The following is a 24,358-nucleotide window of genomic DNA, read 5'->3' on the forward strand; positions in this document are numbered from 1 at the left end:
TCAGGCGATCTTGCGGGCTGCCACGCGCCCCATCGGGTGCAGCGAATGAACCTGAAGCGGCGCACCCGGCTCTTCTTCGACGAACAGCGCCAGGTTGGAGACCTCGACCGGCTTCGTCAGATAGGGCGCGAAATAATCCCTCAGGGCCGGTTCGATGAAAATGCCGTCCTTCGGCAGCAGCGGTCCGGTGAGCGCCATGTGGAACCGGAACTCGTCCATCACGTAAGGATGTCCCCAGCGATAGAGATTGGCGAATTGCGGAGCCGAGAGATCGCCCGGGTCGCTGCGCTCGAATTCCGCATCCGACAACGGTGCGCGAAATACGTCGAACTCCTGCACGACGGCGCAGGCAAACAGTCGCATCCGTTCACAAGGAATTTCCGGCACGAGGCCGAAGAAATTGCCGAGCCTTGCCACTTCCAGTGGTGGCAACTGGAACGGCTCGTGAGAGCCGGCAAACCGCATCAGGTGCCGCAGCAGCATGGATTCGCTGATCTCGGGCGCAAGCCGGAAGGGTGCCTTCAATGCGGCGTGAAACCCGCTTCGGCGCGGGATGGCGGTGTGGAAGGAGATCTCGTGAAGACCGACGCCGCGAATGGCAGGCGGCTCGGTAGCGTCTCCGGAAAAGGCGTTACGGCCGAGCCATTGCGACGCGGCGAGCGTCAGCGGATCATGTGCCGGTGGCGTGAAATATATGGCATAGCGCATGCGTCACCTTCTCGTGCATCCCTGTCAAACGCCCTGTTTAATTACGCATTTGCTTATTCAGTCCCTTATCAGGGACCTATGCGATTTGCGTGACAGATTAACGACGAAGATGAAGAAGATTCGCGTTTAGCGCGAAGCTACCGAAAGGTGGTTCTCCAGCAAAAACGACGCAGGCACCGGCATTATCCTGCCGGAAACGGCATCAAGCGCAGCCTCGGCCAGAAGATGCGCCACCCCGAAACTGACCTTGAAGCCCCCCGTCAGCGCGATCACGTTCGCGTTGTCCGGATGCGGCCCGACCATCGGATCGCGATCGATCGCCTTTGGGCGCAGACCGGCCCATCGTTCCACAACCGGAGCATTGCTGAGCGACGGAACAAGCGCCCTCGCCCTTGCAACGAGATCCTCAAGCTGATGATCGGTGGAGTACGGTTGGTCAAAAGCCTCCTCGCTGGTGCTGCCGAGCGCGATATCGCCATTGTCATGCGGCACGAGATAGAGACCATTGAGATAAAGAAGCGGCAGGTCCGGATCGGCCCCGGCTCTCAGCAGTGCCGCCTGCCCCTTGACCGGCTGGCCGATCGGTTGCGGCAGCGGATCGGACAAGCCCTCGATCAGCGGAAAGGCCTGATGGCCGGCAGCCACGATGCAGGCGCCGAAGGCGATACTCGTCCCATCGGCAAATTCCACCCGGCTCGATACGCCGTCAATGCGCGATGCGGTAAGCCCCTCCACCACGGTGACGTGACGGCCGGCATTGAGGCTTGCACCGAGCGCCTCGGTCAGCTTGCGTGGCGAGACCCTGGCGGCAAAAGTGTCATGCACGATGCCGGCCTCGCAGAACGAGGCATCCGGCCAGCCGGGATGCGGTGTCTGGTCGGCGACATGCCAGTGAAAGCGACGACCGGCCTGATCCCAGTGCGTGGCGGCGTCTTCGGAATGGCGGAACGCGATCGCCCGCAGGTGCGATTTCGGCAATGGGATCAGGCGACCGGTGCGGCGATAACCGCAGGAAAGCCCCGTATCTGCCTCGATCTGCCCCACCTCGTCCTCGAGCGAAAGCAGCGCATCGAACTGGAACTGCTTCTTGTCGTTCCACTTGTCCGGCATATGCGGCATCAGCGCACCGAGCAGTCCGCCGCTCGTGCCGCGGCCGAGCTTTCCGGAATCGACAAGTACGGTACGGATGCCAAGCCGCTCGGCCTTTACCGCCGCCCACAGACCCATGATGCCGCCGCCGAGAATGACCAGATCGGCCGAAGCCGGCAGGGTCGCCGCGCCACGCGCAGAATCGATAGTCCGCTCTCCAGATTGACCGCCGGCGCCAGCCGGATTATCCGCATTGCTCATGAGCGACAATGATCCCGAATTGAAGACAGTTGAAGGCGAAAGCCCGGCATTCCAGACACTCGACTGGCACGAAGGCGATATGCCGTATTCCCAGGAATTTGGCGATCACTTTTATTGCCGCACCGACGGGCGGCTGGAATGCGGCCACGTCTTCCTTTCCGGCAACGGCCTGCCGGATCGCTGGCACGAGATGTCATCGGACGGCAGGTTTCGCATCGGCGAACTCGGCTTCGGCACCGGCCTGAATTTTTGCGAGACCTGGCGGCAGTGGAAACTTGCGCGCAAGCCGGGCATGCATCTGCACTTCACCTCGTTCGAACTCTATCCGATGAAGCGCGACGAGATCGACCGCGCCCTGTCCCGCTGGCCGGAAATCGATGCGGAACGGCGAGCGCTTGTCGCGGCATGGCCGGACGAACCGACCGGGCATGTCACGCTTGCACTCGATGAACAGACCCGCCTGACCGTCGTCTGCGGCGCGGCGCTCGATGGCGTCACGGCGTCGGAGCCGGATTTCGATGCGTGGTTCCTCGATGGCTTCGCACCGTCTCGCAATCCCGCCATGTGGTCACCCGAACTGATGCAGACGCTGTTCGACAAAACCAGGCCGGGCGGCAGTTTTGCTACCTATGCCGCAGCAGGTTTCGTCCGTCGCAACCTCGGTGCCGCCGGCTTTATCGTCGAACGCCGTCCCGGTTTTGCCGGCAAGCGCGAAATGCTCTGCGGCCCGCGGCCTAATCTCTCGTCCGCGGTCGACTGATCACGGAAACTCGAAATTCCGCAACCGATCCTCTATCCGAAGAGCGCATATCGGTTTGACTGAAAAAGGAACACAGATGTCGATCACAGTACAGAAAACAATCCCCGCTGAACGTATGCGTCAGTTCCACCCGATGGTCGATCGCTGGCTTCAAGAAGGCCCGATCAAGCTTGCGACCAATGCCACACTGACTGCAATGGACAATGCGGGCATCCCGCAGGGTGAACAGGTGGCGATCCTTGAGGACAGGGATATCATCATGAAGCACAACATGCGCCTCGGTCTGATCAGTGAAGTATTCGCACCAGCCATCGAAAAGGCAGTGAAATCGTCCCGGTCGGGAAGCGAAGCGCAGGATGAGGTCGCTCGACTGATCGTCACCGCGGTTGGTATCCGTCAGGATGACGAGAGCGAACTCGTCACATTCAACTTCGCCACGCAAAGCGAGGCAGATACATTCGATGGGTCAATCTGACGGCATAGCGGCCAGTGCCTCTCAATTCTGTCGAGAACCAGGATGAATGTTGAGACCGAAGGCAAGTGCGCGTCGCGAGCTACAGGTTGGTGGTCTTGACCACCACCGCATCGGTTGAGACCTTTTTTACCTTCGCATCGCAAGACATTGTGAAAATGATGCGAGGGAGATTAAGTTTGAAAAACGCAATTTTGGTTTTCGCTGGATTGCTGGTCAGTTACTCGACGGCAGCGGCCCGGGAAATACCGTCTCATCCAGTGCTGAGCAAGGAGCAGTTTCTGTCCTACGCCGCAAGCGCAGTCGTTGCAGGCATGTACTGCGGAAAACTCGAATTAAACGGCGATTTCTTCTTGGGATACGAATACGCTACCGGAGTTTATCCGCCCTTAGATCCTACTTTCAGGGCTGAGATGGCAAAGATCGAGAAGGATGCCAGAAGCGATCTCGATAATTACTGCAAGACAGCACGGCTGATGTTCTACAAGGGCAACGAACCAAAGCCTCTGGCAGGCCCTTTTCTGGTAGATAAGCAGTGACAGCACCTTCTGATGAGCGCAATTGTGCGTTGCCTCCGAAGGTTCCCCGATTTGACTGGCGACCGCCGGCCTTGCTGCCACTCGCTCCTGATATCGCCTGAAGTCAGCAAAGCCCCATCACCCGCACATAGCAGCTATTCGCAATGAGCACCTGCATCCTTGTGCCGCAGGGGCCAAACAGATGCCTGTGTTCAACATAGGAATTTCAGCATGTCATTGAAGCTTAACGTGATCATCGGCAGCACCCGTCCCGGCCGCGCAGGCCCGGCCATTGGCAAATGGGCCGCCGAACACGCAACGAAACACGGCAAGTTCGAAGTCGAACTGGTCGACCTTGCCGACTTCAACCTGCCGCTTCTCGACGAGCCGAACCATCCGCGCATGCAGAAATACGAGCATGAGCACACCAGGCGCTGGGCTGCCAGCGTCGCATCCGCCGATGCCTATCTCTTCCTGACGCCGGAATATGACTATTACCCCAATGCAGCGCTGATCAACGCGCTGCAGGTTCTGTCGCTCGAATGGTCATTCAAGCCTGCCGGCGTTCTGAGCTACGCCCACGTCTCCGGCGGCCTTCGCGCCGCCCAGGAACTGCGCATGCTGATTTCCAACCTCAACATGATGCCGATCCCGCAGACGGTTCCGATCCCCTTCTTCACCAACTTCATCGACGAGCAGAAGGTATTCAACCCGACCGCCCCGATGAACGAGGGCCTGAATGCGGCGCTCGACCAGCTGGTAAGCTGGGCAACGGCGCTCAAGGCCGGCCGCCAGGGCTGAGCCGTTCAAAAGCTGCAAAGCATTCGAAGGGGAGCCGTCACATCCGGCTCCCCTTTTTGATTGTTTTGTTCGGTTCTTCAGACCGGAGCCATATTGAGGCCACATCCCTTTCCTTTTTGTCGCACTGCAACATTTTCAGGCTATGAGGCTGGGGTAGCCGACGCAACGGGAGACGATCTGATGGCGAAAGCCGAGCAGGGATATCGCATCGCATGCCTTGATGGCCTGCGCGGCCTGGCAGCATTGTGGGTGCTTGTCGGACACGCTCACATTCTGACGGGTTTCCGCATACCCATCATTGGCGATCCCGACCTCGGCGTCGACCTGTTCGTCATGCTCTCCGGCTTCCTGATGGTGTTTCACTATCAGCTTCGGAAGAAGAAGGAGCCTTGGGAGGCGCCGGGCACATGGTCCGCCTTCTGGATCAGGCGCTTCTTCCGCATCGCCCCGCTCTATTACGTCATGCTTTTCGCCGCGTTGGCGCTCGGCCCGATGATCTATGACGCTCGCTCGACCATCGACGCCTTCAATGCCGTTCCGCCGCAGCCGGCAGCCCGCTATATCGACGACAGCCTCAAGAACTACCTGCTGCACCTGAGCTTCCTTTTCGGCCTCAGCCCGACATACGGCTACCGGACGGCGCTGCCGGACTGGAGCATTGGGCTGGAAATGCAGTTCTATGCGGCCCTGCCCTTCATCATGATAATCGTTGGACGGCTCGGCTGGGTCAGAAGCATGGTCGGCATCGTCGCGGCCGGCATTGCCACTGTCTATGTCGTCACCGCGATCGGCTATCATTTCCCGATGCCGACCTTCCTGCCGCTCAAGATGCATGTCTTTGCCGCCGGCATGTTGCTCGCGGCTGCGCTCGACTTGAGCAATCGGCGCGCCTTTGCCTATGCGGCGCTCGCCTGCCTGTTCGTGCTCATTCCGGTCGGCGGGGTGATGAACCCGATGCACGAAATCGTCCGTCTGGCACTGGTCGCCGTCTTTTTCGCGCTTGTCCATGCACACCGCCTGCCAAAGGCAATCTCCGGCGTGGCGGAGACGATCTCAAATCAGCTCGGCAACCGGCTCTTCCACACGCTCGGCGAACTCTCCTTCGGAGCCTATCTCGCCCACCTGCTGATCATGCAGCCGGTCGTGGCCTTGCTGATCCGCAATTTCGAGATGAGCGACCCGGCAAGATGGCTGGTGACACTGGTCATCACTCTCCCCCTCACCTATGCAGTGGCGGCGATCGGCTACAGCCTTATCGAAATGCAGGGGCTGAAGATCGGCCGAAGCCTGACCCGGCCGCGGACCGCCGCGGCCTGATCATCTTTCTCAGCGCGATTGCGTTGAAAGCCGCGCACCGCCGATCCAGGTGCGGATCTTGTCCTCCAGCGCTTCCGGGCTGATCGGCTTCGACAGATAGTCGTCCATGCCTGCCTGGAAGCAGAGCTCGCGGTCGCTTTCCAGCGCATGGGCGGTCACACCGATGATCGGCGTGTGGGTGCCGGTGCGCTCCTCCAGCTCACGGATCTTCTGCGTCGCCTGATGGCCGTTCATCACCGGCATGGAGACATCCATGAGGATGATCGCCGGATCATGCGCCTGCCAGGCGTCGACCGCCTCCGCGCCATTCTTGACGATCTGGAACAACCAGCCGGTGGTCTGCAGGATCTGGGTGAAGACGATCTGGTTGACCTCATTGTCTTCGGCCACCAACACGTCGAGCGACGGCATGGCCTGAACCGGAGGCGTCGATTTCGCACCAGTCACCAGCTGGGGACTTGCAATAGGAGCGATAACCTCGGGAACGACAGTTGTCTCCATCTGCCGCCGACTTCTGACCGAGCGCACCACGTCGATGACCGTGCTGCGCAGAAGGTTGGCCCGCGCCGGCTTCATCAGATGCGCATGGATCTGCAGGCTGGCAAACATGCTTTCGTCATTTGCCATGTCCATTGAGGTCAGGAAGATGATGCCTGTGCGGTCGAAGCGATTGTCTCCACGCAGAGACTTGGCGAAATCAAGCCCGTTCATTTCCGGCATGTGATAGTCGAGCACGATCGCATCGACGGTGATCCCGAGACGCGATGCCTCGGCAAGCACGGCCAATCCCTCGGCACCGCTTTCCGCCGCAACCGTATCGAAACCCCACATGGAAAGTTGTTCGGAAAGGATGCGGCGATTGACGGCATTGTCGTCGACAATCAAAACGCGCGCGCCGCTGGTATTGACCGGCAGCACGGTTTCCGTCTTGCGCTCCGCGACGACCGGGAACGGCAGCTTGACGGTGAAGACCGAGCCGCGTCCGAGTTCGCTCTCGACATTGACCGAGCCGCCGAACAGTTCGACGAGACCCGACGTGATCGCCAGCCCCAGACCCGTACCCTCGTGCCGCCGCGTCGAGGACGTATCGACCTGCGAAAATTTTTCGAACACCGAGGCGAGTTTCTCGTCCGGAATGCCAAGCCCCGTGTCCTCGATCCGGATCGTCAGCATCAGGTCAGAAGCTCCAACGGGTTCCGACTTCAAGTCGATGAAGACATGGCCCTTTTCGGTAAACTTCACGGCATTGCCGACCAGATTGGTGACGATCTGGCGGAAACGCCCGGCGTCACCGAGCACGGTCTCCCGCACGGAAGCATCACCGCGCACGATGAGTTCGATATCCTTGTCGGCGGCAGCGGACGAAAGCAGGGTGGCAACGTCTTCGATCGCCTCCACTGGATCGAAGGGCGCCTTCCTCAGCTTCATCTGCCCGGCATCGATCTTCGAGAAGTCGAGGATGTCGTTGATGATCGTCAAAAGCGCATTGCCGGATTTGACGATGATGTCGATGAAGGTCTTCTGCCGCGTGTCGAGATTGGATTTGGCCAGCAGTTCGGCCATGCCGAGCACGCCATTCATCGGCGTGCGGATTTCATGGCTCATATTGGCGAGGAATTCCGACTTGGCACGGTCAGCGGCTTCGGCGCGCTGTAGAAGTCGGGTCAGGTCCTCTTCGCGCGCCTTGACGTCGGTCACGTCGGTAAAGACGGCGAGCCAATGGTCGCTGTCGGTCTGCCGTGCCTCGACCTGAACCCATTTGCGGTTCTCGATCTTGAACGAGGCATAGAACGGCCGGCCCGCAGCCATGTTCTCTTCCAGCGACCGAAAAGTTCCAAGCGCTTCACCACTCGCACCGAGATCGCCGCGACGGACACAATAACGGAACAGATCGCGCCACTGTGCGCCGGGAGAAACCATCTCGGCGGGCATTTCCAGCATGGCGGCAAGCGCGTCGTTGGAGAGTTCCACCTCTCCGTCATGCAGGATCAGCAGCCCTTGCGACATCGCGCTGGTCGCATCGCGCATCAGTGCGCCGTGACGCTCAAGCGCTGCCCGCGCCTCCTGGATTTCCGCATCACGCTTACGCATGACGGTGATGTCGGTATAACTGAGTAGGAGCTTGCCGTCGGAAAGTCGCGAAGGCGAAATCAGCACCTGCCTGCCGGTAAGAGAGCGGATCTCCAGCGGAGGATGCCCGTCCTCCGTCAGCGCCGCAATCCGCTGCTCATAGATCGCTTCGAAATCGGAACCGAAATCGGCAAACACGCCGCTCTCGAAAAGAAACAGAAGGAAATCGCGATAGGAACGGCCGGAGAGATTGAAGCTCCGCTTCGTATCCCAGAACTCGCCGAAAGCAGGATTGGCATATTCGAAATCGAACTGGTCCGTCAGGATGGCGACGCCAACAGGAAGGGCGTCGAGAATGGTCTGCAGGTCTCGGCTGACCTTCTCCGCCTTCGCCTGTGCCTCGCTGATCTGCGAGACATCCGTGCGCGAGCAGAGAAGATAGTTACTGCCATCCTCGGTCTGGATAGAGCGTAGACGGGTCAGGACCGGTATGACCGATCCGTCCGGAAAGGTCATGTCCTCGGACTTGTCGATATTCTCGCCATCCAGAACCCGGGCATTTTCGTCCCAGAAACGTTCGGCGGCCCAGGGAAACATCTGCGCTTCCGTCTGGCCTATATAGCGATCGCGGCTGTCGCCGAGCATCCGTTCGTAGGCATGGTTGGCATAGGTCAGTTCATGCCTGGCATTGCGCACGAAGACCGGCGTCGGCAGGTCCTCGAGAATGGCGCGGAACAGCTCCGTTTCCGCCACCTGATTGCGGAGCAGCATTTCCTGCTCCTTGAAATCGGTGACATCCTGGCGGATCGCGATCAGAACACCATTTTCCAGCCGTTTGTTGACCGATCGAAGCCAGCGGCCATCGGCGAGATGATCGATGCTTTCATGATAGGGCTGCCGGAAAGGCTTGATCTGCTCAGCGAGCCATCCGTCCCGGCCCAGTGCAAGAACCTGATCGTCCGACTGATAGATCTTTCGGCGGCGGTCGTAGGCCTGCCCAAGGATCTGAGGCAGGTTCATCCCGACCTGCAGATCGATATCCAGCGTGCGGCCATATTCGGTAAGCTGCGAATTGCAATAGAGCAACACGTCGTTGCGGTCGTAGATGCCGATGCCCATTTCCAGCATGTCGAGGGCATCGTCGAGAAGCTTGTTGTCGAACATGGTCGGGGAGCCGCCAGCAACACGTAGCGGTACGATCTTGGCCATGCTGGAGGCAACCTCCACCCTCTGGGCAATCGCCTCGATAGTGCCGAACAGATAGGTATGGTCGTTTTCAGTCAGAAAGCGCTCTATATGAACTTCATAGGCAAGCGCACCGGCGGGATCGAACAACCGCGCGACCTCGTCGCTGCCGAAAACAATGGCCCGGCTTTCCTTTTCCTTGCGCTCGCCGGCATCCACCGTGCCCGTCAGAGTGTCGCTGGCGCCGTCCACGAAGTCGTCCGGACTAGCACCGAAAAGTTCCGCATAGGCGAGATTGACCGCCACATAGCGCAGCGCGCTATCCTTGATATAGGCCGGCTGCGTCAGATCCTGTATCCGCGCACAGGCTTTATCGAGCAAGTCGCTGTGCATATCCAAGCGCTGCCGTCCCTTTTATTGTGTTCCCGGGCGATTTTTTGGACCGATTCCCTTCGGTCATGATGGCGACGATAACACCATGGCGAGTGTTAACAACGCGTTTTTACCACAAGTCGATACCTGGATTTTCTTGTAGCGATTGCACAATTTTCACTGGAGCGGCGTGATGTTCTGGAAGAGGCGGCACATCGTCGCAAATGGCGAGGGCAACCGTGAAGGGAATTTGACACAGTCTGCGAAAGGACCGCCGCAGATGGGATAGTCATGAGCGAGATTACGACGCCTTCTCCTGCTGAAACAGACGTTGGCTCAACGAGCGGTGAAAGACGCCGCCGCAGCGGCGGTAGAGGTGGCGAACGCGTCCGCTCAGGCCTGACCGGGACAAAATACCGCAACCTGGTCAACACAATAGACAAGACCAGCATCCTCTCACCCGAAGCGATCGAAGACATTCACAGCGCCTCGCTGATCGTGCTCGAGGAAATCGGCATGGACATCATCCTGCCGGAAGCGCGTGAGCGGATGAAGACGGCGGGAGCAGATGTTACGCCCGGCTCCAACCGGGTGCGTTTCGACCGTGGCCTGATCGAGGAACTGATCGCATCCGCGCCGTCAAGCTTCACCATGCATGCCCGAAATCCGCAGCGGAATGTCAGCATCGGCGGCAATAACCTGGTCTTCGCGCAGGTCGCGTCCGCCCCCTTCGTTGCCGATCGTGAAGGTGGTCGCCGCGCCGGCAATCAGGACGACTTTCGCAAGCTGATCAAACTGGCGCAGCATTACGACATCATCCACACGACCGGCGGTTATCCGGTAGAGCCGATCGACATCCACGCTTCGGTTCGTCACCTCGACTGCCTGTCCGATCTGGTAAAACTGACAGACAAGGTCTTTCATTGTTATTCGCTTGGCGCACAGCGCAATCTCGATGCACTTGAAATTGCCCGTATCGGGAGAGGCATATCGATGGAGCAGATGACGACGGAGCCATCGCTTTTCACCGTCATCAACTCCTCCTCCCCGCTCCGTCTCGACGGGCCGATGCTTCAAGGGATCATCGAAATGTCGTCGCGCGGCCAGGTCGTCATCATGACGCCGTTCACGCTTGCGGGCGCCATGGCGCCGGTAACGATCGCCGGCGCTCTGGTACAGCAGAATGCCGAGGCGCTTTGCGGCATCGCCTTCACCCAGATGGTGCGAAGAGGCGCACCCGTGATGTATGGCGGCTTCACGTCCAATGTCGACATGAAGACCGGTGCACCCGCTTTCGGCACACCGGAATATATGAAGGCGGTTATTGCCGGTGGGCAACTGGCCCGCCGCTACGGCATCCCCTACCGGACCTCCAACACCAACGCGGCAAATACGCTGGATGCGCAGGCAGCCTATGAGAGCGCCATGTCGCTTTGGGCGCTGACTCAGGGCGGCGGCAATTTCATCCTCCATTCGGCCGGCTGGACGGAAGGCGGACTGACGGCATCTTTCGAGAAGTTCATTCTCGACGTCGACATGTTGCAGATGGTGGCGGAGTTCCTGACGCCGCTCGACGTGAGCGCCGACGCCCTGGCGCTCGATGCTGTGCGCGATGTCGGCCCGGGCGGCCATTACTTTGGCACCCCGCATACTCTCGCACGTTACGAAACCGCCTTCTATTCGCCTATCCTGTCAGATTGGCGCAATTTCGAAACGTGGACCGAGGCAGGCAGACCGACCACCTATGACCATGCCAACCGGATCTACAAGGAAGCATTGGCCAATTACCAGCAACCGGCACTTGATCCCGCAATAGAAGAAGAACTCGATTCTTTCGTGGCCAAGCGAAAAACTGAAGGCGGTGTGGCAACCGATTTCTGAACGCCTTCAAACCGGCGCAGCGTTGCCGCAATCTCGCCACAAAGCGAGACAGGGGTTGCGCGTCAGCGGTAAAAATCAACCTCTGGATGATCGAGTGTGAACAGGCGTTCAGACTAAGTTCTGTTTCCTTCCATCAATCTGCCGAGATTGAGCACCATCTTGTGAACGTGCCCTTGGAACGAACCAAAGGGAAAGGACCACGATCATGACGTTCATGAAGAAGACAGTTTCCGCAGGCCTCGTCGCCCTGTCCGTCGCAGGCGTACTTGCCGCGACCGCACCAGCCGCAGAAGCGCGTGACCACCATCATCACGGCGACGACGTCCTGATCGGCGCCGCCGCAGGTCTTGCCGGCGGCCTTATCGGAGGCGCAATCGTTTCCGGTTCGCAGCGCCCGGTATATGTCGAACCGCAATACGAATACGCACCGCCACCGCCGCCGCGGGTCGTCTACCGCCCTGCGTACTACGAGCCGGCCCCGCCGCCGCCGCGTTGCCACTTCGAATGGGTGGAAAACGAATATGGCGAAGCTTATCGCGCCCGCGTCTGCTATTAAGATCTGAAGTCAGAGATGCCGAAGGCGGCGGTGAAAGCACCGCCGCCTTTCTCGTTTTTCTCTTATACGCGATCAATCGTCGTCGCCGTCGATCCACATCTGTTCGCCATCTTGCGGCCATCCCCTTCTGAACTGCGACAGGATTTCCGCCGTCGCAGGCATCAGCGCTGTGGGAAACCTCTTACGCGCCGATGACAGCCGCCACCGATAGGACTATCGAGGCTTTTTGCGAGCCGGCACGATCTATCGAAGCATCAGCGGCGATCCCGTGCCCGCGCGACAGGCAAAAATCATTCCCGCCTTATGAGACTATAAATCGAAAAAGCACGACACCGGAAACGTGTCGGGTCGCTTGGCGGGGAACAACAAGGACAGGGCGAGACATGAGCGAGACGGGTGGGTATTTTCCGCGTTGGCGGCTGAAGACGGAAGGGCGCATCCTGCCCGACGAACGTCTGCCGGCAGGCCCGACGGTAGTGCTGGGCTTCCAGCATGTGGTGGCGATGTTCGGCTCGACCGTTCTTGCCCCGATGATCATGGGGTTCGACCCCAACGTATCGATCCTGTTTTCCGGCATCTCGACGCTGATCTTTTTCATCGCTGTCGGTGGTCGCGTCCCGAGCTATCTCGGATCCTCCTTCGCCTTCATCGGCCCGGTTCTGGTGGCGACTGCCGCTGCAGCCGGCGCGCCTAACCCGAATATCGCGCTGGCGCTGGGCGGCATCATCGCCGCCGGTGCGCTTTATGCGCTGATCGGCGTCATCGTCATGATGGCCGGCCATCGCTGGATCGAACGGCTGATGCCGCCGGTCCTGACCGGCGCGATCGTCGCCGCCATCGGCCTCGTGCTGGCACCGATCGCAATCGCCAGCGCCTCCGGCACCGGCGCGGCGACGCCTGACGGCAGCCAGCTGTCGCGCTGGGTGGCAATCGCCACCGTCGCAGCCGTCGGCCTCGTCGCAGTCTATGCCCCCGGCATGACTCGCCGCCTGCCTATCCTTCTTGGCGGCGCTTTCGCCTATATCCTTTATCTCGTGCTGGCGAACGGCATGGGTTATGGCACGCCGATTGATTTCTCCGGCGTTTCCGCTGCCGCATGGTTCGGCCTGCCGACCTTCACCGCTCCAGTTTTCTCCGCATCCGCAATCACTCTGATCGCCCCGGTCGTCGTCATTCTGGTTGCCGAAAACCTCGGGCATATCAAGGCGATCGGCGCCATGACCGGCCGTAATCTCGACCCCTATCTCGGCCGCGCCTTCATCGGTGACGGTATCTCGACGATGTTCTCCGGTTTCTTCGGCGGCACCGGCATGACCACTTACGCCGAAAACATGGGCGTCATGGCCGTCACCCGCATCTTCTCGACGCTGGTCTTCCTCGTCGCGGCCTTCGTTGCCGTCCTGCTCGGCTTCTCGCCGAAATTCGGCGCGCTGATCCAAACCATCCCCGGCCCGGTTCTCGGCGGCCTGTCGATCGTCGTCTTCGGCCTGATCGCAGCCACTGCCGGCCGTATCTGGGTGGAAAACAAGGTCGATTTCGCCGAACCGCGCAACCTGATCACCGTTGGTGTCGCGCTGGTGCTGGGCGCCGGCAATTTCAAGCTGGACGTCGCTGGCTTCACTCTCGACGGCATCGGCACCGCTACGATCGGCGCGATCGTGCTTTATCACGCTCTTGGCCTGACCAAGGCTGCAAACAAGCCGGATCAGCAGGCCTGACCTGCCATTGAGACGACCGAAGCGCAGGCCGCATGGCTGGCCTGCGCTTCGCATCCGCGAAACTTCCTTGACTTTTCGCGTAAAATCCACCACATGCGGCTCATGCTTTCACCTTCCGGCCGCCGCGTGAGTTGGCCCTGCGACAAATTTCGATCGCGAAGAAGGAACAAGGCGCACTGATAGATCGCCCTGGCATTCAGGGTTTAAGCGCTGGGAAGCAATTTCCAACACACAAGTTCCCAAATCACGCGGGGTTCTTGACGCCAGAAACAGCTTACACGGCATGGTGCCGTGCGGGCACATATGTTTTTGGCGCCCCGAAAGGTATTCGCTTTGACGAATTTTGCATCTCTTGGTGTTTCCAAGGAGATCGTCGCCACGCTGACTTCGCTTGGCATTGAAACCCCGACGCCGATCCAGGCGCAGGCAATTCCCCTAGTCCTCGAAGGCCGCGACCTGATCGGCCTCGCCCAGACCGGCACCGGCAAGACCGCCGCTTTCGGCCTGCCGCTGATCGAGCGTCTGCTCGCCGACGGCACCCGTCCTGACAACCGCACCACCCGTTCGCTGATCCTTGCGCCGACGCGCGAACTGGTGAACCAGATCGCCGCCAACCTGAAGACCTTCGTCAAGGGCCGGCCGCTCAAGATCAATCTTGTCGTTGGCGGCGTCTCGATCAACAAGCAGCAGCTGCAGCTGGAAAAGGGCACCGACATTCTCGTCGCCACGCCCGGCCGCCTGCTTGACCTCGTTGCCCGTCGCGCCATCGGCCTGACCACGGTTCGTTTCCTCGTTCTCGACGAAGCCGACCAGATGCTCGACCTCGGCTTCGTGCATGACCTGCGCAAGATCGCCAAGATGGTGCCGAAGAAGCGCCAGACCATGCTCTTCTCGGCCACCATGCCGAAGGCGATCGCCGATCTGGCTGCCGACTTCCTGACCGATCCCACCAAGGTCGAAGTCACGCCTCCGGGCAAGGCTGCCGACAAGGTCGAGCAGTATGTCCACTTCGTCGCCGGCAAGGGCGACAAGACGGAAATCCTGCGCAAGTCGCTGCTCGAAAACCCGGATGGCCGCTCGATCGTCTTCATGCGCACCAAGCACACCGCCGAGAAGCTGATGAAGCATCTCGACAATATCGGCTTCTCGGTCGCCTCGATCCACGGCAACAAGAGCCAGGGCCAGCGCGAGCGGGCGCTCAAGGGTTTCCGTGACGGCGAGATCAAGACGCTGATCGCCACCGACGTCGCCGCCCGCGGCATCGACATCCCGGCCGTCAGCCACGTCTATAACTACGACCTTCCGGAAGTACCGGACGCCTACGTTCACCGTATCGGCCGTACCGCCCGTGCAGGCCGTGACGGCATCGCGATTGCCTTCTGCGCCCCGGATGAGACGCTGCTGCTCCGCGACATCGAAAAGCTGATGGGCATCGAGATCAAGTCCGCATCCGGCGAACGTCCTGAAGCGCTGAACCGTCCGGTTCGCGGCAACGGCAACAACAATCGCGGCGGCAACAAGGCCAGGGGAAGCAACGGCGGCGGCAATGCCGGCGGCCGTGGCAATGGCGGCGGTAACGGCGAAGGCCGTGGTCCGCGTCGCGAACGCCCGGCCCGTAAGCCGTTCTTCACTGCTGAAGGTGCCGAAGGTGCTTCTGAAGAACGCGGTGAACGTCAGGAGCGTCGTGGCGGATCAAACAATCGCCCGCAGCGTGACAACCGTCGCAACGAAGAGTTCCGCGGCCAGCGCCGCAACGAGGAAGCTCCGCGTTCCGAAGGCGATAACGATCTGGCTGCAACGTCGGACTTCCGCCCCAACCGCAGCCAGGAAGGGTCGCGTAACGGCGGCCAGAACCGTGGCAATCAGGGCCAGCGTCCGGCAAAGCCGAACAATGGCGGCAATCGCGATCGCGCCGCTCACGGCGCCCACGAAGCCGGCAAGCAGCGCCAGCAGCATCAGGCTGGTGCGACCGACGGTTCGCAGGCTCCGGCAAAGACCGGCGGCCAGAACCGCCACGCCCCGCAGAAGACCGCCCAGGGCGAAGGCCGCGGCCCCGTCCGTTTCGGCAATCCGGGCCCCGCTCGCGGCGACGAACAGCGCGGCGGCGGCTTCCAGGGCCGCAAGCGCCGTCCGGCGTAAGCGCTGAGACCACATGAAATGCGAACGGCCGGGCTCACACCCGGCCGTTTTGCTTTTCGGCGAAGTGTATGGCGAAGTTCAGGAAAGGCTGGAAATCCAAACATGGCCCGGGTACAGGACTTCAAGCCGTGACCTCAGCCAGGCCCGATCCTCTTGCGGCAATTTCGGCAAGGCATGCCCGAAATCCGCCTCGTCCTTGGGGCGCAGATACTTCGCCTTGAATAACAGGACTGCTGTCGGCTTTAGATAAGGAATGCCATTGGCCGTGCGGGAGACCATCTCCTTGCGCGAAGCGCTGATGGAAGGCTCCCTTTTATAGACCCATTGATCCGGCGTACCCGGCTCGATCATCATATCGGCCCGCCACGTTCGACTTGCCATCTCCTCGCACCAGATCTGGAAAACATCCGGATCCGGTTCCTCGTCCGGCGCAAGGTAGTCGATCCGGCCGTCCCGAACGGAATAGAAGCGGGTCCCCGAAAGCGAGGCGCGAAATGCAGGAAGATCATCCCTCAGGATCGTAAACTCGATATCCTCGTGATCCCGTAGCTGACGCCCATGCCACAGATCGAGCGCCCATCCACCCACGACACACCACGGCAGCGACAGACTTTCCAAGCGAGCAGCCAGTTCGCACGGGCTCCAGGCCAACCATGCGGCCTCATCGGGCGGCGCCAATTCATTACTTTCGTTCCTCACCGACAACGCCTCTTTACGAACTTGCCTTGGGCGTTTTCCTGTTCACTAGATAAACGCCAGCCACCACGATCACCGTGCCAACCACCACCGGCAGGGTCAGCGGTTCGCCGAACAGGATCGCCGCCTCGATCGCCACCATGGGCGGCATCAGATAGATCAGCGATGCGGCGCGCGAAACCTGTCCGTGGCGAATGAGCCGCAAGAGCAGGAACACCGCCCCCATCGAAATGCCGATCACCGACCATGCCATCGACGCGATCGCCTGCCAGGTCCCGTCGAAACGCATCTCCTCGGTCATGAGAGCGATCGGCAGGGTGACGATCAACGCGCCGACGAACTGCAGGGTCGCCGTCGCCATCAGGTCTGCCTGCTGCAGATGCTGCTTCTGATAGATGGTCCCGTAGGTCACCGATGTCATGGCGACGAGATTGATGATCAGCGGAATGCCGAGCCCCGTCAGCCCGGCGGCAAGGCTGGCCAGAAGCTGCGGTGAAATTGCAATCAGAATGCCGGCAAAGCCGAGCCCAAGACCGATGCGCTGGCGAACCGAAAGCCGCTCGCCAAGCAGGAAGGTCGCCGCCAGTGCCGTCAGCAGCGGCTGCAGCCCGGCGATGATGCCGGAAAGACCCGATGGCACCCCCTGCCCGATCGCATACCAGACACCGGCAAGATAAAGCCCGTGTAGAAACACGCCCGAAAGAATGGCCCTGCCGAACGCCGTAGCGCTCGTCGGCCATTTTGCCCCGATCAGCAGACAGATACCGCCAAAGGCACACGCCGCAAGAGCATGGCGCACCGCGAGAAAGGTGATCGGGTCGGCATGCATGGCCGCATATTTCGCAACGATCCAGCCGGTGGACCATAGAAAGGCAAATATCGCCGGCGCGAGGCGGTCAAGCATGATTGGCTTCCGTCAATGAGGTCAGTTCCCATAGGCGGACAATATTTCCCGGTCAAAGCAGAAAATCTGACGGCAAGCGTCAATGACGTTGATCATCCTGTGAGCACTTGGCGCTTTAACGGGCAACACATTGATTTGACGAATGTTAGCAAATCCTGAGCAATAGCTTGCAGCTCTGGGCGGCGGCCTGAAATACCCTATTTCTTCGGCACCAAGTGGAGTTTTGATTTTATCTTCGGCAACTGCGCATGGTTCTTGCATTGCCTTCTGCGTTGTATTCTTATGGCCAAAAAAAGGGGAACGCTTCTTTGGCATTTGATGAAATGTTAACTGCGGAGAACCTTCCGCGCCCACCATATAAAGACTACCACGAGTGGTATGCGGCACAGGACACCGCCCACCTGATCCGCAAGACCCAGGACGCGGAAAACATCTTTCGCAAGACCGGCATTACATTCGCGGTCTACGGCCACGCGGACAGTTCCGAAAAGCTCATCCCCTTCGACATCATCCCCCGCATCATCTCTGCCCGCGAATGGCGCAAGCTCGCGCAGGGCATCGAGCAGCGGGTCTTGGCGCTCAACGCCTTTCTCGATGACATCTACCACAAGCAGGAAATCATCAAGGCCGGCCGCATCCCACGCGAACTGATCGAAAGAAACGTTGCCTTCCTGCCCGAGATGATCGGCTTCAAGCCGCCCGGCGGCGTCTACACCCATATCGTCGGCACCGATATCGTGCGCACCGGCGAGGATCAGTTCTACGTTCTGGAAGACAATGCCCGCACGCCCTCCGGTGTCTCCTACATGCTGGAGAACCGCGAGACGATGATGCAGATGTTCCCCGAACTCTTCACCCTCAACAAGGTGCAGCGGGTGGAAGACTATCCGCGCCTTCTGCGCCAGTCGCTTGCCGCCGTTGCCCCTCCGGGCTGCAAGGGCAAGCCGCGCGTGGCGGTACTCACCCCCGGCATCTACAATTCCGCCTATTACGAACACTCCTTCCTTGCCGACCAGATGGGCGTGGAACTGGTGGAAGGCTCGGACCTGCGCGTACTCGACGGCAAGGTGCAGATGCGCACCACCCGCGGCTACGAGGCAATCGACGTTCTCTATCGCCGTGTCGACGACGACTTTCTCGACCCGCTGACTTTCCGGTCGGACTCGGCGCTCGGCGTACCGGGCATCATGGATGTCTATCGCGCCGGCAACATCACCATTGCCAACGCCCCCGGCACCGGCATTTCCGACGACAAGGCGATCTATTCCTACATGCCGGAAATCGTCGAATTTTATACCGGGCGCAAGGCGCTGCTGGAAAATGTGCCGACCTGGCGCTGTTCCGAACCGGACAGCCTGCAATATGTGCTCGATAACATCGCCGACCTCGTCATCAAGGAAGTCCATGGCTCCGGCGGTTACGGCATGCTGGTCGGCCCGACGGCGACGAAGAAGGAGCGCGCCGACTTTGCCGACAAGCTGCGGGCCAAGCCGGGTAATTACATCGCCCAGCCGACGCTGGCTCTCTCCACCGTACCGATCTTCGTCAACAAGGGCGTCGCTCCACGTCACGTCGACCTGCGGCCTTATGTGCTCGTCTCCGACAAGGTGAAGATCATCCCCGGAGGGCTCACCCGCGTGGCGCTGAAACAGGGCTCGCTGGTGGTCAATTCCAGCCAGGGCGGCGGCACCAAGGACACCTGGGTTCTGGAAGATTGAGGGCGTAGAAGAATGCTGGGAAGAACTGCAAACGGCCTCTACTGGATGTTCCGTTACATCGAGCGCGCCGAAAACATCGCCCGTCTCGTCGATGCCGGCCTGCGCGTCTCGCTGACCAGTGCCGGCTCCTCCGACGAGGACTGGCACGGCGTGCTCGAAAGTGCGGGCGTGCGCGAAGCCTATTCCGAGGTGCATGACAAGATGACCGCCGCCGACGCGGTCGATTATCTGCTGCGCGACCGTACCAACCTGTCGAGCGTCATGTCCTGCATCGAGGCGGGCCGCAATAATGCCCGCATGGTGCGCACGGCACTTACCCGCGAGACCTGGGAAGCCACCAACGAGGCCTGGATCGACTTGAAGGCCCGCATGTCGCGCAAGCTGAAGGCCGCCGACCTGCCCGAGCTGATCGGCGTCATAAAGCACCGCTGCGGTCTCATCCGCGGTGCCTTCCACGGCTCGATGCTCCGGAACGAGATATACAATTTCGCCCGCATCGGCACTTTCATCGAACGCGCAGACAACACCGCCCGTATTCTCGACGTCAAATATTACGTGCTCCTGCCCTCGGTCAGCCAGGTCGGTTCGGCGCTCGATAACTTCCAGTGGGAATCGATCCTGCGCTCGGTCTCGGCCCATCGCTCCTATGGCTGGGTCTATGACGGCGAATACCAGGCCGCAAACATTGCCGACATGCTGATCCTGCAGGTGCAGATGCCGCGCTCGCTCGCCTATTGTTACGAGAAGATCGTCAGCAACCTGCGTTATCTGTCGGAAGATTACGGCGGGGAGCGGCTGACAGCGCATGACACGGCCGATGCGATCCGGACCATGCTCAAGCGTGGCTCGGTCACCGAGATCATGGATCAGGGTCTGCACGAATTCCTTGAAGACTTCGTCTACCGCAACAATCAGCTCAGTGCCGAGATTTCCGACGGCTACCGCTTTTATCAGTAATCAGCCCAACCGCTCGACCCGAAGGACGCCCCCATGCGGCTGAAGATTTCGCATACGACAGAATATCTCTATGACGAACCCGTACCCTATCTGCTGCAGCGCCTGCGGCTGACCCCAATCAGCGGACCGACGCAAAAGGTTCTGAACTGGAGCGTGAAGGTTGACGGCGCCAAGATCGAGACGGGTTATTTCGACCAATACGGCAATCACGTCGAACTCGTGTCGGTCGAGGGTGCCGAACACACGATCCGCATCACCGCCACAGGCGAGGTCGAAACCCTCGACAAGGCTGGCGTCTTCGGCGCCCATCTCGGCTGCACCCCGCTCTGGCTTTACCTGCGCGACACTGGCCGCACCAAGCCCGGCAAGCTGGTCAGGGAACTGGCGAAAAGCGTGAAAGGTGACAGCGAGCTCGCCCAGATGCACGCTCTGATGGATGCGATCCACGAGACGGTGGCTTACACGCCCGGAACCACGACGACCGAGACCACCGCGGAAGAGGCGCTGGCGGCAAAGACCGGCGTTTGCCAGGACCACGCCCATATTTTCATCGCTGCGGCCAGGCTTTCCGGTGTTCCGGCCCGTTATGTCTCCGGTTACCTTTTGATGGAAGACACGCCGGAACAAGTCGCCACCCACGCCTGGGCGGAAGCGCATATTCCGGGCCTCGGATGGGTCGGTTTTGATGCCGCCAACAATCTCTGCCCGGATGATCGCTACGTCCGTATCGCCTCCGGCCTTTGCTACCGCGACTGCGCCCCTGTTTCCGGCATGCGCATCGGCCCTGCCGGCGAAAACCTGAAGGTACATCTTACAGTGAAGCCGACACAGGAGCAGTCACAAGGCCAGAGCCAGTCCTGAACCTATTGCAGCGCAAGCCCGGCGCCATGTCCGGCTGCCAGAATGATATTTCTGGACCGAGGGACGCATGCTGTTAGGGCAGTCTATATTCCAGTCGGTGCTGACCCGGCTGAAAGAAGAAGAGAAGGATGACGAGGAGGCGTCGCCCGAAGGACCGGATTTCCGTATCCGTGGCCTTGGTGCAGGTTTTCTCACGCCTGATGGCCGCCCTGCAGCATCAGAGGCCGACGCTGGCAGCTATTTGGACTATCTGTACGAATGGTCCGCAAGCGAGCCGGATGCGCAGACAGACACTTCGCCCGAAGCAGTGAAAGTGGAAAAACCGCCGGAAAAGCCCGTGATGCCGGCACATCTCATGCGGCTGACGGAAGAGGAAATTGCCGAGGATCTGGCGATTTCACCTAAGGACAGTGAAGCGTCGCTCAACGAGAAACGCCGCCAGTTCGCCAAGCTGAACCACCCGGACCGGATAGAGCCGGAATTTCGCGACAATGCGACGGTAAGGATGAAGACGGCCAACCTCTTGATCGACCGGGCAATCTCCTCCCTCTACTGGCGCTGACGGAGGCCCTTGCCCCTCAGTCCTCCTGCCGCTCCTTGGGTTTCGCTCCCTCGGACGGCTTCCGATCGAAAAAGAGCTTGTAGGTGGCAAACAGACCGACGACAGCGACAATCCCCGCCCAGACCGCCTCGCCCGCATAAAGCTCGATGCCGACCCAGACGAAGCAAACCGCCGGGATCAAGATCCGGCGCCAGAGCGCATCGTAGAAAGGATGGTTAGGGTCGATCATCTGTCTTTTCTCCTCCGGCCGAACTTGCGCGGCCGCAGCTCGATATCCGGCTTGGCGGGAAAAAATGCAAGATCGCGTGCAGATGAACTTAGCTTTACCAAACCGACTGCGCCACCGTGCTTTCCTCTCATCGCCGATATTCACCCCCAAACATAAAGTTCAGCATCACAATCGATTTTTCCGTCATCCGAAGCGCTATGGGCATTGAAGCCTTAGCCGAGCTAGGCTAAGAACCAACCATCGGACACCGGCGAGTCATCGTCGGAACGGTTAGCACCCGTAGCTCAGCTGGATAGAGTGTTGGATTCCGATTCCAAAGGTCGCAGGTTCGAATCCTGCCGGGTGCGCCAAAAACACACTGAAATCATTGAATTTTATTTTTATTCTTGATCTCTAAAGGATCGGAATTACGCTAGCACAGCGTTAGCACAACGCTTACTGTATCCGAAAAAACTCTATGTTTTCAGTGCTGCGAACTCGCGGCAGGATTGCGTGTTAGCACAGTTTTAGCGCGCCCCGCCTACCGTAGTGACACCATTGGAGACCATGTTCCGTGCTACAGCGCGTCGATAAATTTAACAAACCTGAATATTCCGAGGCAGCGAAAGCGCCCTTTGTTCTTTTCCAACGCGACCGCTCAAATTGGAGCATGCGCTATACGATGAATGGCCGACAGATCCGCAAATCTCTCGGCACGTCGGATTACAATGATGCTTATCGGCAGGCCAATGAGATTTGGCATGAGCAAAAATATCGGCTGAAGCATGGATTAAGCATAAAAGAGCATGCGTTTCGCGATGTAGCGGAAGAGTTTATCGCAAAAGTCGAAGCGGAATCTGCCCGCAAAGAACGCAGCGAAGACCATGCGTACTACTGGCCACCTAAAATTCGGCGCTTCCTCATCGGTTATTTTGGCGAAAGGCCGATAGATAAAATTACGCCGCCCGACATAGAGCGGTATTTGGAGTGGCGAAAGACCTACTGGACCTCCGGGCCAGGCTCAGACATCAAAAAAATCCGCTGCGAGCGGGAAGATGGAAGGGTTTTCAATCGACCAGCACCTAAGAAAATTGCCGCGCCTTCAACGGTTAAAGGTGAAATGGTCATTATCCGGAACCTATTCCAGCAAGCAGTACGCTGGGGATATTGCCAGCCGATCGTAATCCCAGCGCCCTTCTTTAAGAAACGCGAGGACAATCGCCGTCCGGGTTTTACGAAAGAGGAATACACCAAGCTGTTCGACACAGCCATTGCACGTATTTCAGAGTGGCAGCCTAAAACCAAGCACATCAAAGCAAAAGATGGACGTGAGTGGTTCCAAACGCAAAAGCAACCGCCCAAACGCATCATGGCCGACCGAATTCGGTTATATTGCTATATCGAAATCATGGCGCATTCGGGAATGAGGCCCACGGAAGCCAAGAACCTGCTTTGGAGTAATATTGTCGGTTTCAAAAGCTCCCGAGATAAGCCCATAAAAGATAAAGACGTCAGACTGCAGGTTCGAGGCAAAGGCAAATCAGGAACATCCATCCCTCTTCTAGCCGTCGTTCCTGCACTTTCGATGCTGTGGGAGATGTTCGAAGCAGAAGTCGGTCGGGAACCGGAAGACGCTGATCCAGTTTTCGCGGATGCCCAAGGTAACGCAATCAAGTCATTCAAGACCGGCTTCAATGAGCTGTTGAAGGCAAGTGGTCTTGAGCTTGATTATCGCGGAAAACGCCGGACAGCGTACTCGTTGCGCCATTACTACATCTCACGAATGCTGATCAGTGGAGCGTCAATTTATGATGTATCTCTAAACACACGCACTTCATTGGAAATGATTGAAAAACACTACGCGCATGTTGCGACAGAGGACATCAAGGATCGCCTACGGCCGCAGTCTTCAGAGTGGTAAGGTACTGTGGACCAGACCGGGCATATGGAAGCGCGGCTAACTCTCGGACGCAGACATAGCTTTTCCTTAAGGGCGACCGAAACCAACTCTTTAGTCGCTCTTTCTGAAAAAGGATATACTTTCAGAGACATGGAAGAAATTCGGGAAAGGATTTTGGCATGTCTTACCTCAAAAATCTGAAACTTGCAGCAGTATCGGCATCTTCGATGTCAGGTGATCCCATGGTGCATACCAGGGAAAAGGCAGTAGCTGCCTTGCTCGAACAGAAGCGGATGGCCGAAGCGAAGATCGCGGGTCAACCGTTTACGGCAGCCCATATTGTTCGCCAGAAGAATGCGGAGGGGCAGCGTGTCGAGGTGGAAAAGCAGAAGCGCGTTCGTCAAAGCTGGTTTGCCGACGGCAGCGGCAAGATCTTTTTCGTAATCCGCTATGCCGGTAAGGCGATCGAGTTCGCCAAGGACAAGAACGCTATCGAGGTTGGTGAGATTGCCGGGCTTCCTAGCATCATCGATACGCTTACCGAGGCCGTTCGCGCGGGAGAACTGGATGCACAGCTGGCGAAAGCGGCAGCCGAGCGCAGCAAGCAGTTGCGCAAGGCGGGTTAAAACCAGCTTTTAATCCGCGAGGGCTTTTTAACGGGCATATAATCCGATGGATTATATGCCCGTCCTGCGTTTCGGTTGG

General features: G+C 59.2%; 21 protein-coding genes and 1 tRNA gene. 16 read left to right on the plus strand and 6 right to left on the minus strand.

Annotated elements, in window-relative coordinates; genetic code table 11:
* Nucleotides 1–708: a DUF1045 domain-containing protein gene (locus HNQ72_RS04855; RefSeq protein WP_183990036.1), complete on the minus strand. Its 708-nt coding sequence runs from the start codon at nucleotides 706–708 to the stop codon at nucleotides 1–3.
* A gap of 126 nt (nucleotides 709–834) precedes the next feature.
* Nucleotides 835–2,058: an NAD(P)/FAD-dependent oxidoreductase gene (locus HNQ72_RS04860; RefSeq protein WP_183990038.1), complete on the minus strand. Its 1,224-nt coding sequence runs from the start codon at nucleotides 2,056–2,058 to the stop codon at nucleotides 835–837.
* On the opposite strand from HNQ72_RS04860, the gene mnmC2 reads away from it, so the two are divergent.
* The 5 genes from mnmC2 to HNQ72_RS04885 all read left to right on the plus strand — a co-directional run bounded on the left by mnmC2 (nucleotide 2,057) and on the right by HNQ72_RS04885 (nucleotide 5,926).
* Nucleotides 2,057–2,818 carry a tRNA (5-methylaminomethyl-2-thiouridine)(34)-methyltransferase MnmC2 gene (gene mnmC2 / locus HNQ72_RS04865; RefSeq protein WP_183990040.1) on the plus strand — a complete coding sequence of 254 codons (762 nt, stop codon included), beginning with the start codon at nucleotides 2,057–2,059 and terminating at the stop codon, nucleotides 2,816–2,818. The genes HNQ72_RS04860 and mnmC2 overlap by 2 nt on opposite strands.
* Before the next feature lie 76 nt (nucleotides 2,819–2,894).
* Nucleotides 2,895–3,293: a hypothetical protein gene (locus HNQ72_RS04870; protein ID WP_183990042.1), complete on the plus strand. Its 399-nt coding sequence runs from the start codon at nucleotides 2,895–2,897 to the stop codon at nucleotides 3,291–3,293.
* Between the two features lie 95 nt (nucleotides 3,294–3,388).
* Nucleotides 3,389–3,829, plus strand: a complete 441-nt coding sequence (locus tag HNQ72_RS04875; protein ID WP_244654293.1) for a hypothetical protein — start codon at nucleotides 3,389–3,391, stop codon at nucleotides 3,827–3,829.
* A 210-nt stretch (nucleotides 3,830–4,039) separates the two neighbouring features.
* The gene (locus HNQ72_RS04880) at nucleotides 4,040–4,609 is read left to right on the plus strand and encodes an NADPH-dependent FMN reductase (protein ID WP_183990044.1); all 570 of its coding nucleotides are present in this window, start codon (nucleotides 4,040–4,042) and stop codon (nucleotides 4,607–4,609) included.
* A gap of 180 nt (nucleotides 4,610–4,789) precedes the next feature.
* A complete protein-coding gene (locus HNQ72_RS04885) occupies nucleotides 4,790–5,926 on the plus strand; it encodes an acyltransferase family protein (RefSeq protein WP_183990046.1) in 1,137 nt (378 codons plus the stop codon).
* 9 nt (nucleotides 5,927–5,935) lie between these two features.
* Here HNQ72_RS04885 and HNQ72_RS04890 read toward each other — a convergent pair whose 3' ends face one another.
* Complete coding sequence (locus HNQ72_RS04890; protein WP_183991318.1) at nucleotides 5,936–9,574, minus strand: response regulator; 3,639 nt, start codon at nucleotides 9,572–9,574, stop codon at nucleotides 5,936–5,938.
* 270 nt (nucleotides 9,575–9,844) lie between these two features.
* Here HNQ72_RS04890 and HNQ72_RS04895 point away from each other — a divergent pair, with 270 nt between their 5' ends.
* The 4 genes from HNQ72_RS04895 (at nucleotide 9,845) to HNQ72_RS04910 (ending at nucleotide 15,847) form a co-directional block, all read left to right on the plus strand.
* Complete coding sequence (locus HNQ72_RS04895) at nucleotides 9,845–11,434, plus strand: trimethylamine methyltransferase family protein (RefSeq protein ID WP_183990048.1); 1,590 nt, start codon at nucleotides 9,845–9,847, stop codon at nucleotides 11,432–11,434.
* Nucleotides 11,435–11,639: 205 nt separating this feature from the next.
* The gene (locus HNQ72_RS04900; protein ID WP_183990050.1) at nucleotides 11,640–11,990 is read left to right on the plus strand and encodes a hypothetical protein; all 351 of its coding nucleotides are present in this window, start codon (nucleotides 11,640–11,642) and stop codon (nucleotides 11,988–11,990) included.
* Nucleotides 11,991–12,373: 383 nt separating this feature from the next.
* Nucleotides 12,374–13,708 carry a solute carrier family 23 protein gene (locus tag HNQ72_RS04905; RefSeq protein WP_183990052.1) on the plus strand — a complete coding sequence of 445 codons (1,335 nt, stop codon included), beginning with the start codon at nucleotides 12,374–12,376 and terminating at the stop codon, nucleotides 13,706–13,708.
* A 333-nt stretch (nucleotides 13,709–14,041) separates the two neighbouring features.
* Nucleotides 14,042–15,847, plus strand: coding sequence for a DEAD/DEAH box helicase (locus HNQ72_RS04910; RefSeq protein WP_183990054.1), 1,806 nt, complete (start codon nucleotides 14,042–14,044; stop codon nucleotides 15,845–15,847).
* Nucleotides 15,848–15,925: 78 nt separating this feature from the next.
* On the opposite strand, the gene HNQ72_RS04915 is transcribed toward HNQ72_RS04910, so the two are convergent.
* Both HNQ72_RS04915 and HNQ72_RS04920 read right to left on the minus strand, forming a co-directional pair.
* Nucleotides 15,926–16,546 carry a nucleotidyltransferase domain-containing protein gene (locus HNQ72_RS04915; RefSeq protein ID WP_210334161.1) on the minus strand — a complete coding sequence of 207 codons (621 nt, stop codon included), beginning with the start codon at nucleotides 16,544–16,546 and terminating at the stop codon, nucleotides 15,926–15,928.
* 13 nt (nucleotides 16,547–16,559) lie between these two features.
* Nucleotides 16,560–17,450 (minus strand): DMT family transporter, encoded by an 891-nt coding sequence (locus tag HNQ72_RS04920; RefSeq protein ID WP_183991322.1) that lies wholly within the window; start codon nucleotides 17,448–17,450, stop codon nucleotides 16,560–16,562.
* A 305-nt stretch (nucleotides 17,451–17,755) separates the two neighbouring features.
* Here HNQ72_RS04920 and HNQ72_RS04925 point away from each other — a divergent pair, with 305 nt between their 5' ends.
* The 4 genes from HNQ72_RS04925 to HNQ72_RS04940 all read left to right on the plus strand — a co-directional run bounded on the left by HNQ72_RS04925 (nucleotide 17,756) and on the right by HNQ72_RS04940 (nucleotide 21,545).
* Nucleotides 17,756–19,165 carry a circularly permuted type 2 ATP-grasp protein gene (locus tag HNQ72_RS04925; protein WP_183990056.1) on the plus strand — a complete coding sequence of 470 codons (1,410 nt, stop codon included), beginning with the start codon at nucleotides 17,756–17,758 and terminating at the stop codon, nucleotides 19,163–19,165.
* Nucleotides 19,166–19,177: 12 nt separating this feature from the next.
* Nucleotides 19,178–20,122, plus strand: coding sequence for an alpha-E domain-containing protein (locus HNQ72_RS04930; protein ID WP_183990058.1), 945 nt, complete (start codon nucleotides 19,178–19,180; stop codon nucleotides 20,120–20,122).
* 33 nt (nucleotides 20,123–20,155) lie between these two features.
* Complete coding sequence (locus HNQ72_RS04935) at nucleotides 20,156–20,983, plus strand: transglutaminase family protein (RefSeq protein WP_183990060.1); 828 nt, start codon at nucleotides 20,156–20,158, stop codon at nucleotides 20,981–20,983.
* Nucleotides 20,984–21,050: 67 nt separating this feature from the next.
* On the plus strand, nucleotides 21,051–21,545 hold the full coding sequence (locus HNQ72_RS04940) for a hypothetical protein (RefSeq protein WP_183990062.1): 495 nt from the start codon (nucleotides 21,051–21,053) through the stop codon (nucleotides 21,543–21,545).
* Between the two features lie 16 nt (nucleotides 21,546–21,561).
* Here HNQ72_RS04940 and HNQ72_RS04945 read toward each other — a convergent pair whose 3' ends face one another.
* The gene (locus HNQ72_RS04945) at nucleotides 21,562–21,774 is read right to left on the minus strand and encodes a DUF3329 domain-containing protein (protein WP_183990064.1); all 213 of its coding nucleotides are present in this window, start codon (nucleotides 21,772–21,774) and stop codon (nucleotides 21,562–21,564) included.
* Between the two features lie 273 nt (nucleotides 21,775–22,047).
* On the opposite strand from HNQ72_RS04945, the gene HNQ72_RS04950 reads away from it, so the two are divergent.
* The 3 genes from HNQ72_RS04950 to HNQ72_RS04960 all read left to right on the plus strand — a co-directional run bounded on the left by HNQ72_RS04950 (nucleotide 22,048) and on the right by HNQ72_RS04960 (nucleotide 24,279).
* Nucleotides 22,048–22,124: transfer RNA gene (locus HNQ72_RS04950), tRNA-Arg, on the plus strand.
* 203 nt (nucleotides 22,125–22,327) lie between these two features.
* Complete coding sequence (locus HNQ72_RS31060) at nucleotides 22,328–23,674, plus strand: tyrosine-type recombinase/integrase (RefSeq protein WP_183990066.1); 1,347 nt, start codon at nucleotides 22,328–22,330, stop codon at nucleotides 23,672–23,674.
* A 158-nt stretch (nucleotides 23,675–23,832) separates the two neighbouring features.
* A complete protein-coding gene (locus HNQ72_RS04960; RefSeq protein WP_183990068.1) occupies nucleotides 23,833–24,279 on the plus strand; it encodes a DUF6641 family protein in 447 nt (148 codons plus the stop codon).
* Nucleotides 24,280–24,358: the final 79 nt, after the last annotated feature.

Source organism: Aliirhizobium wenxiniae, assembly GCF_014201355.1.
In the GTDB taxonomy this organism is placed as follows: Bacteria; Pseudomonadota; Alphaproteobacteria; order Rhizobiales; family Rhizobiaceae; genus Neorhizobium; species Neorhizobium wenxiniae.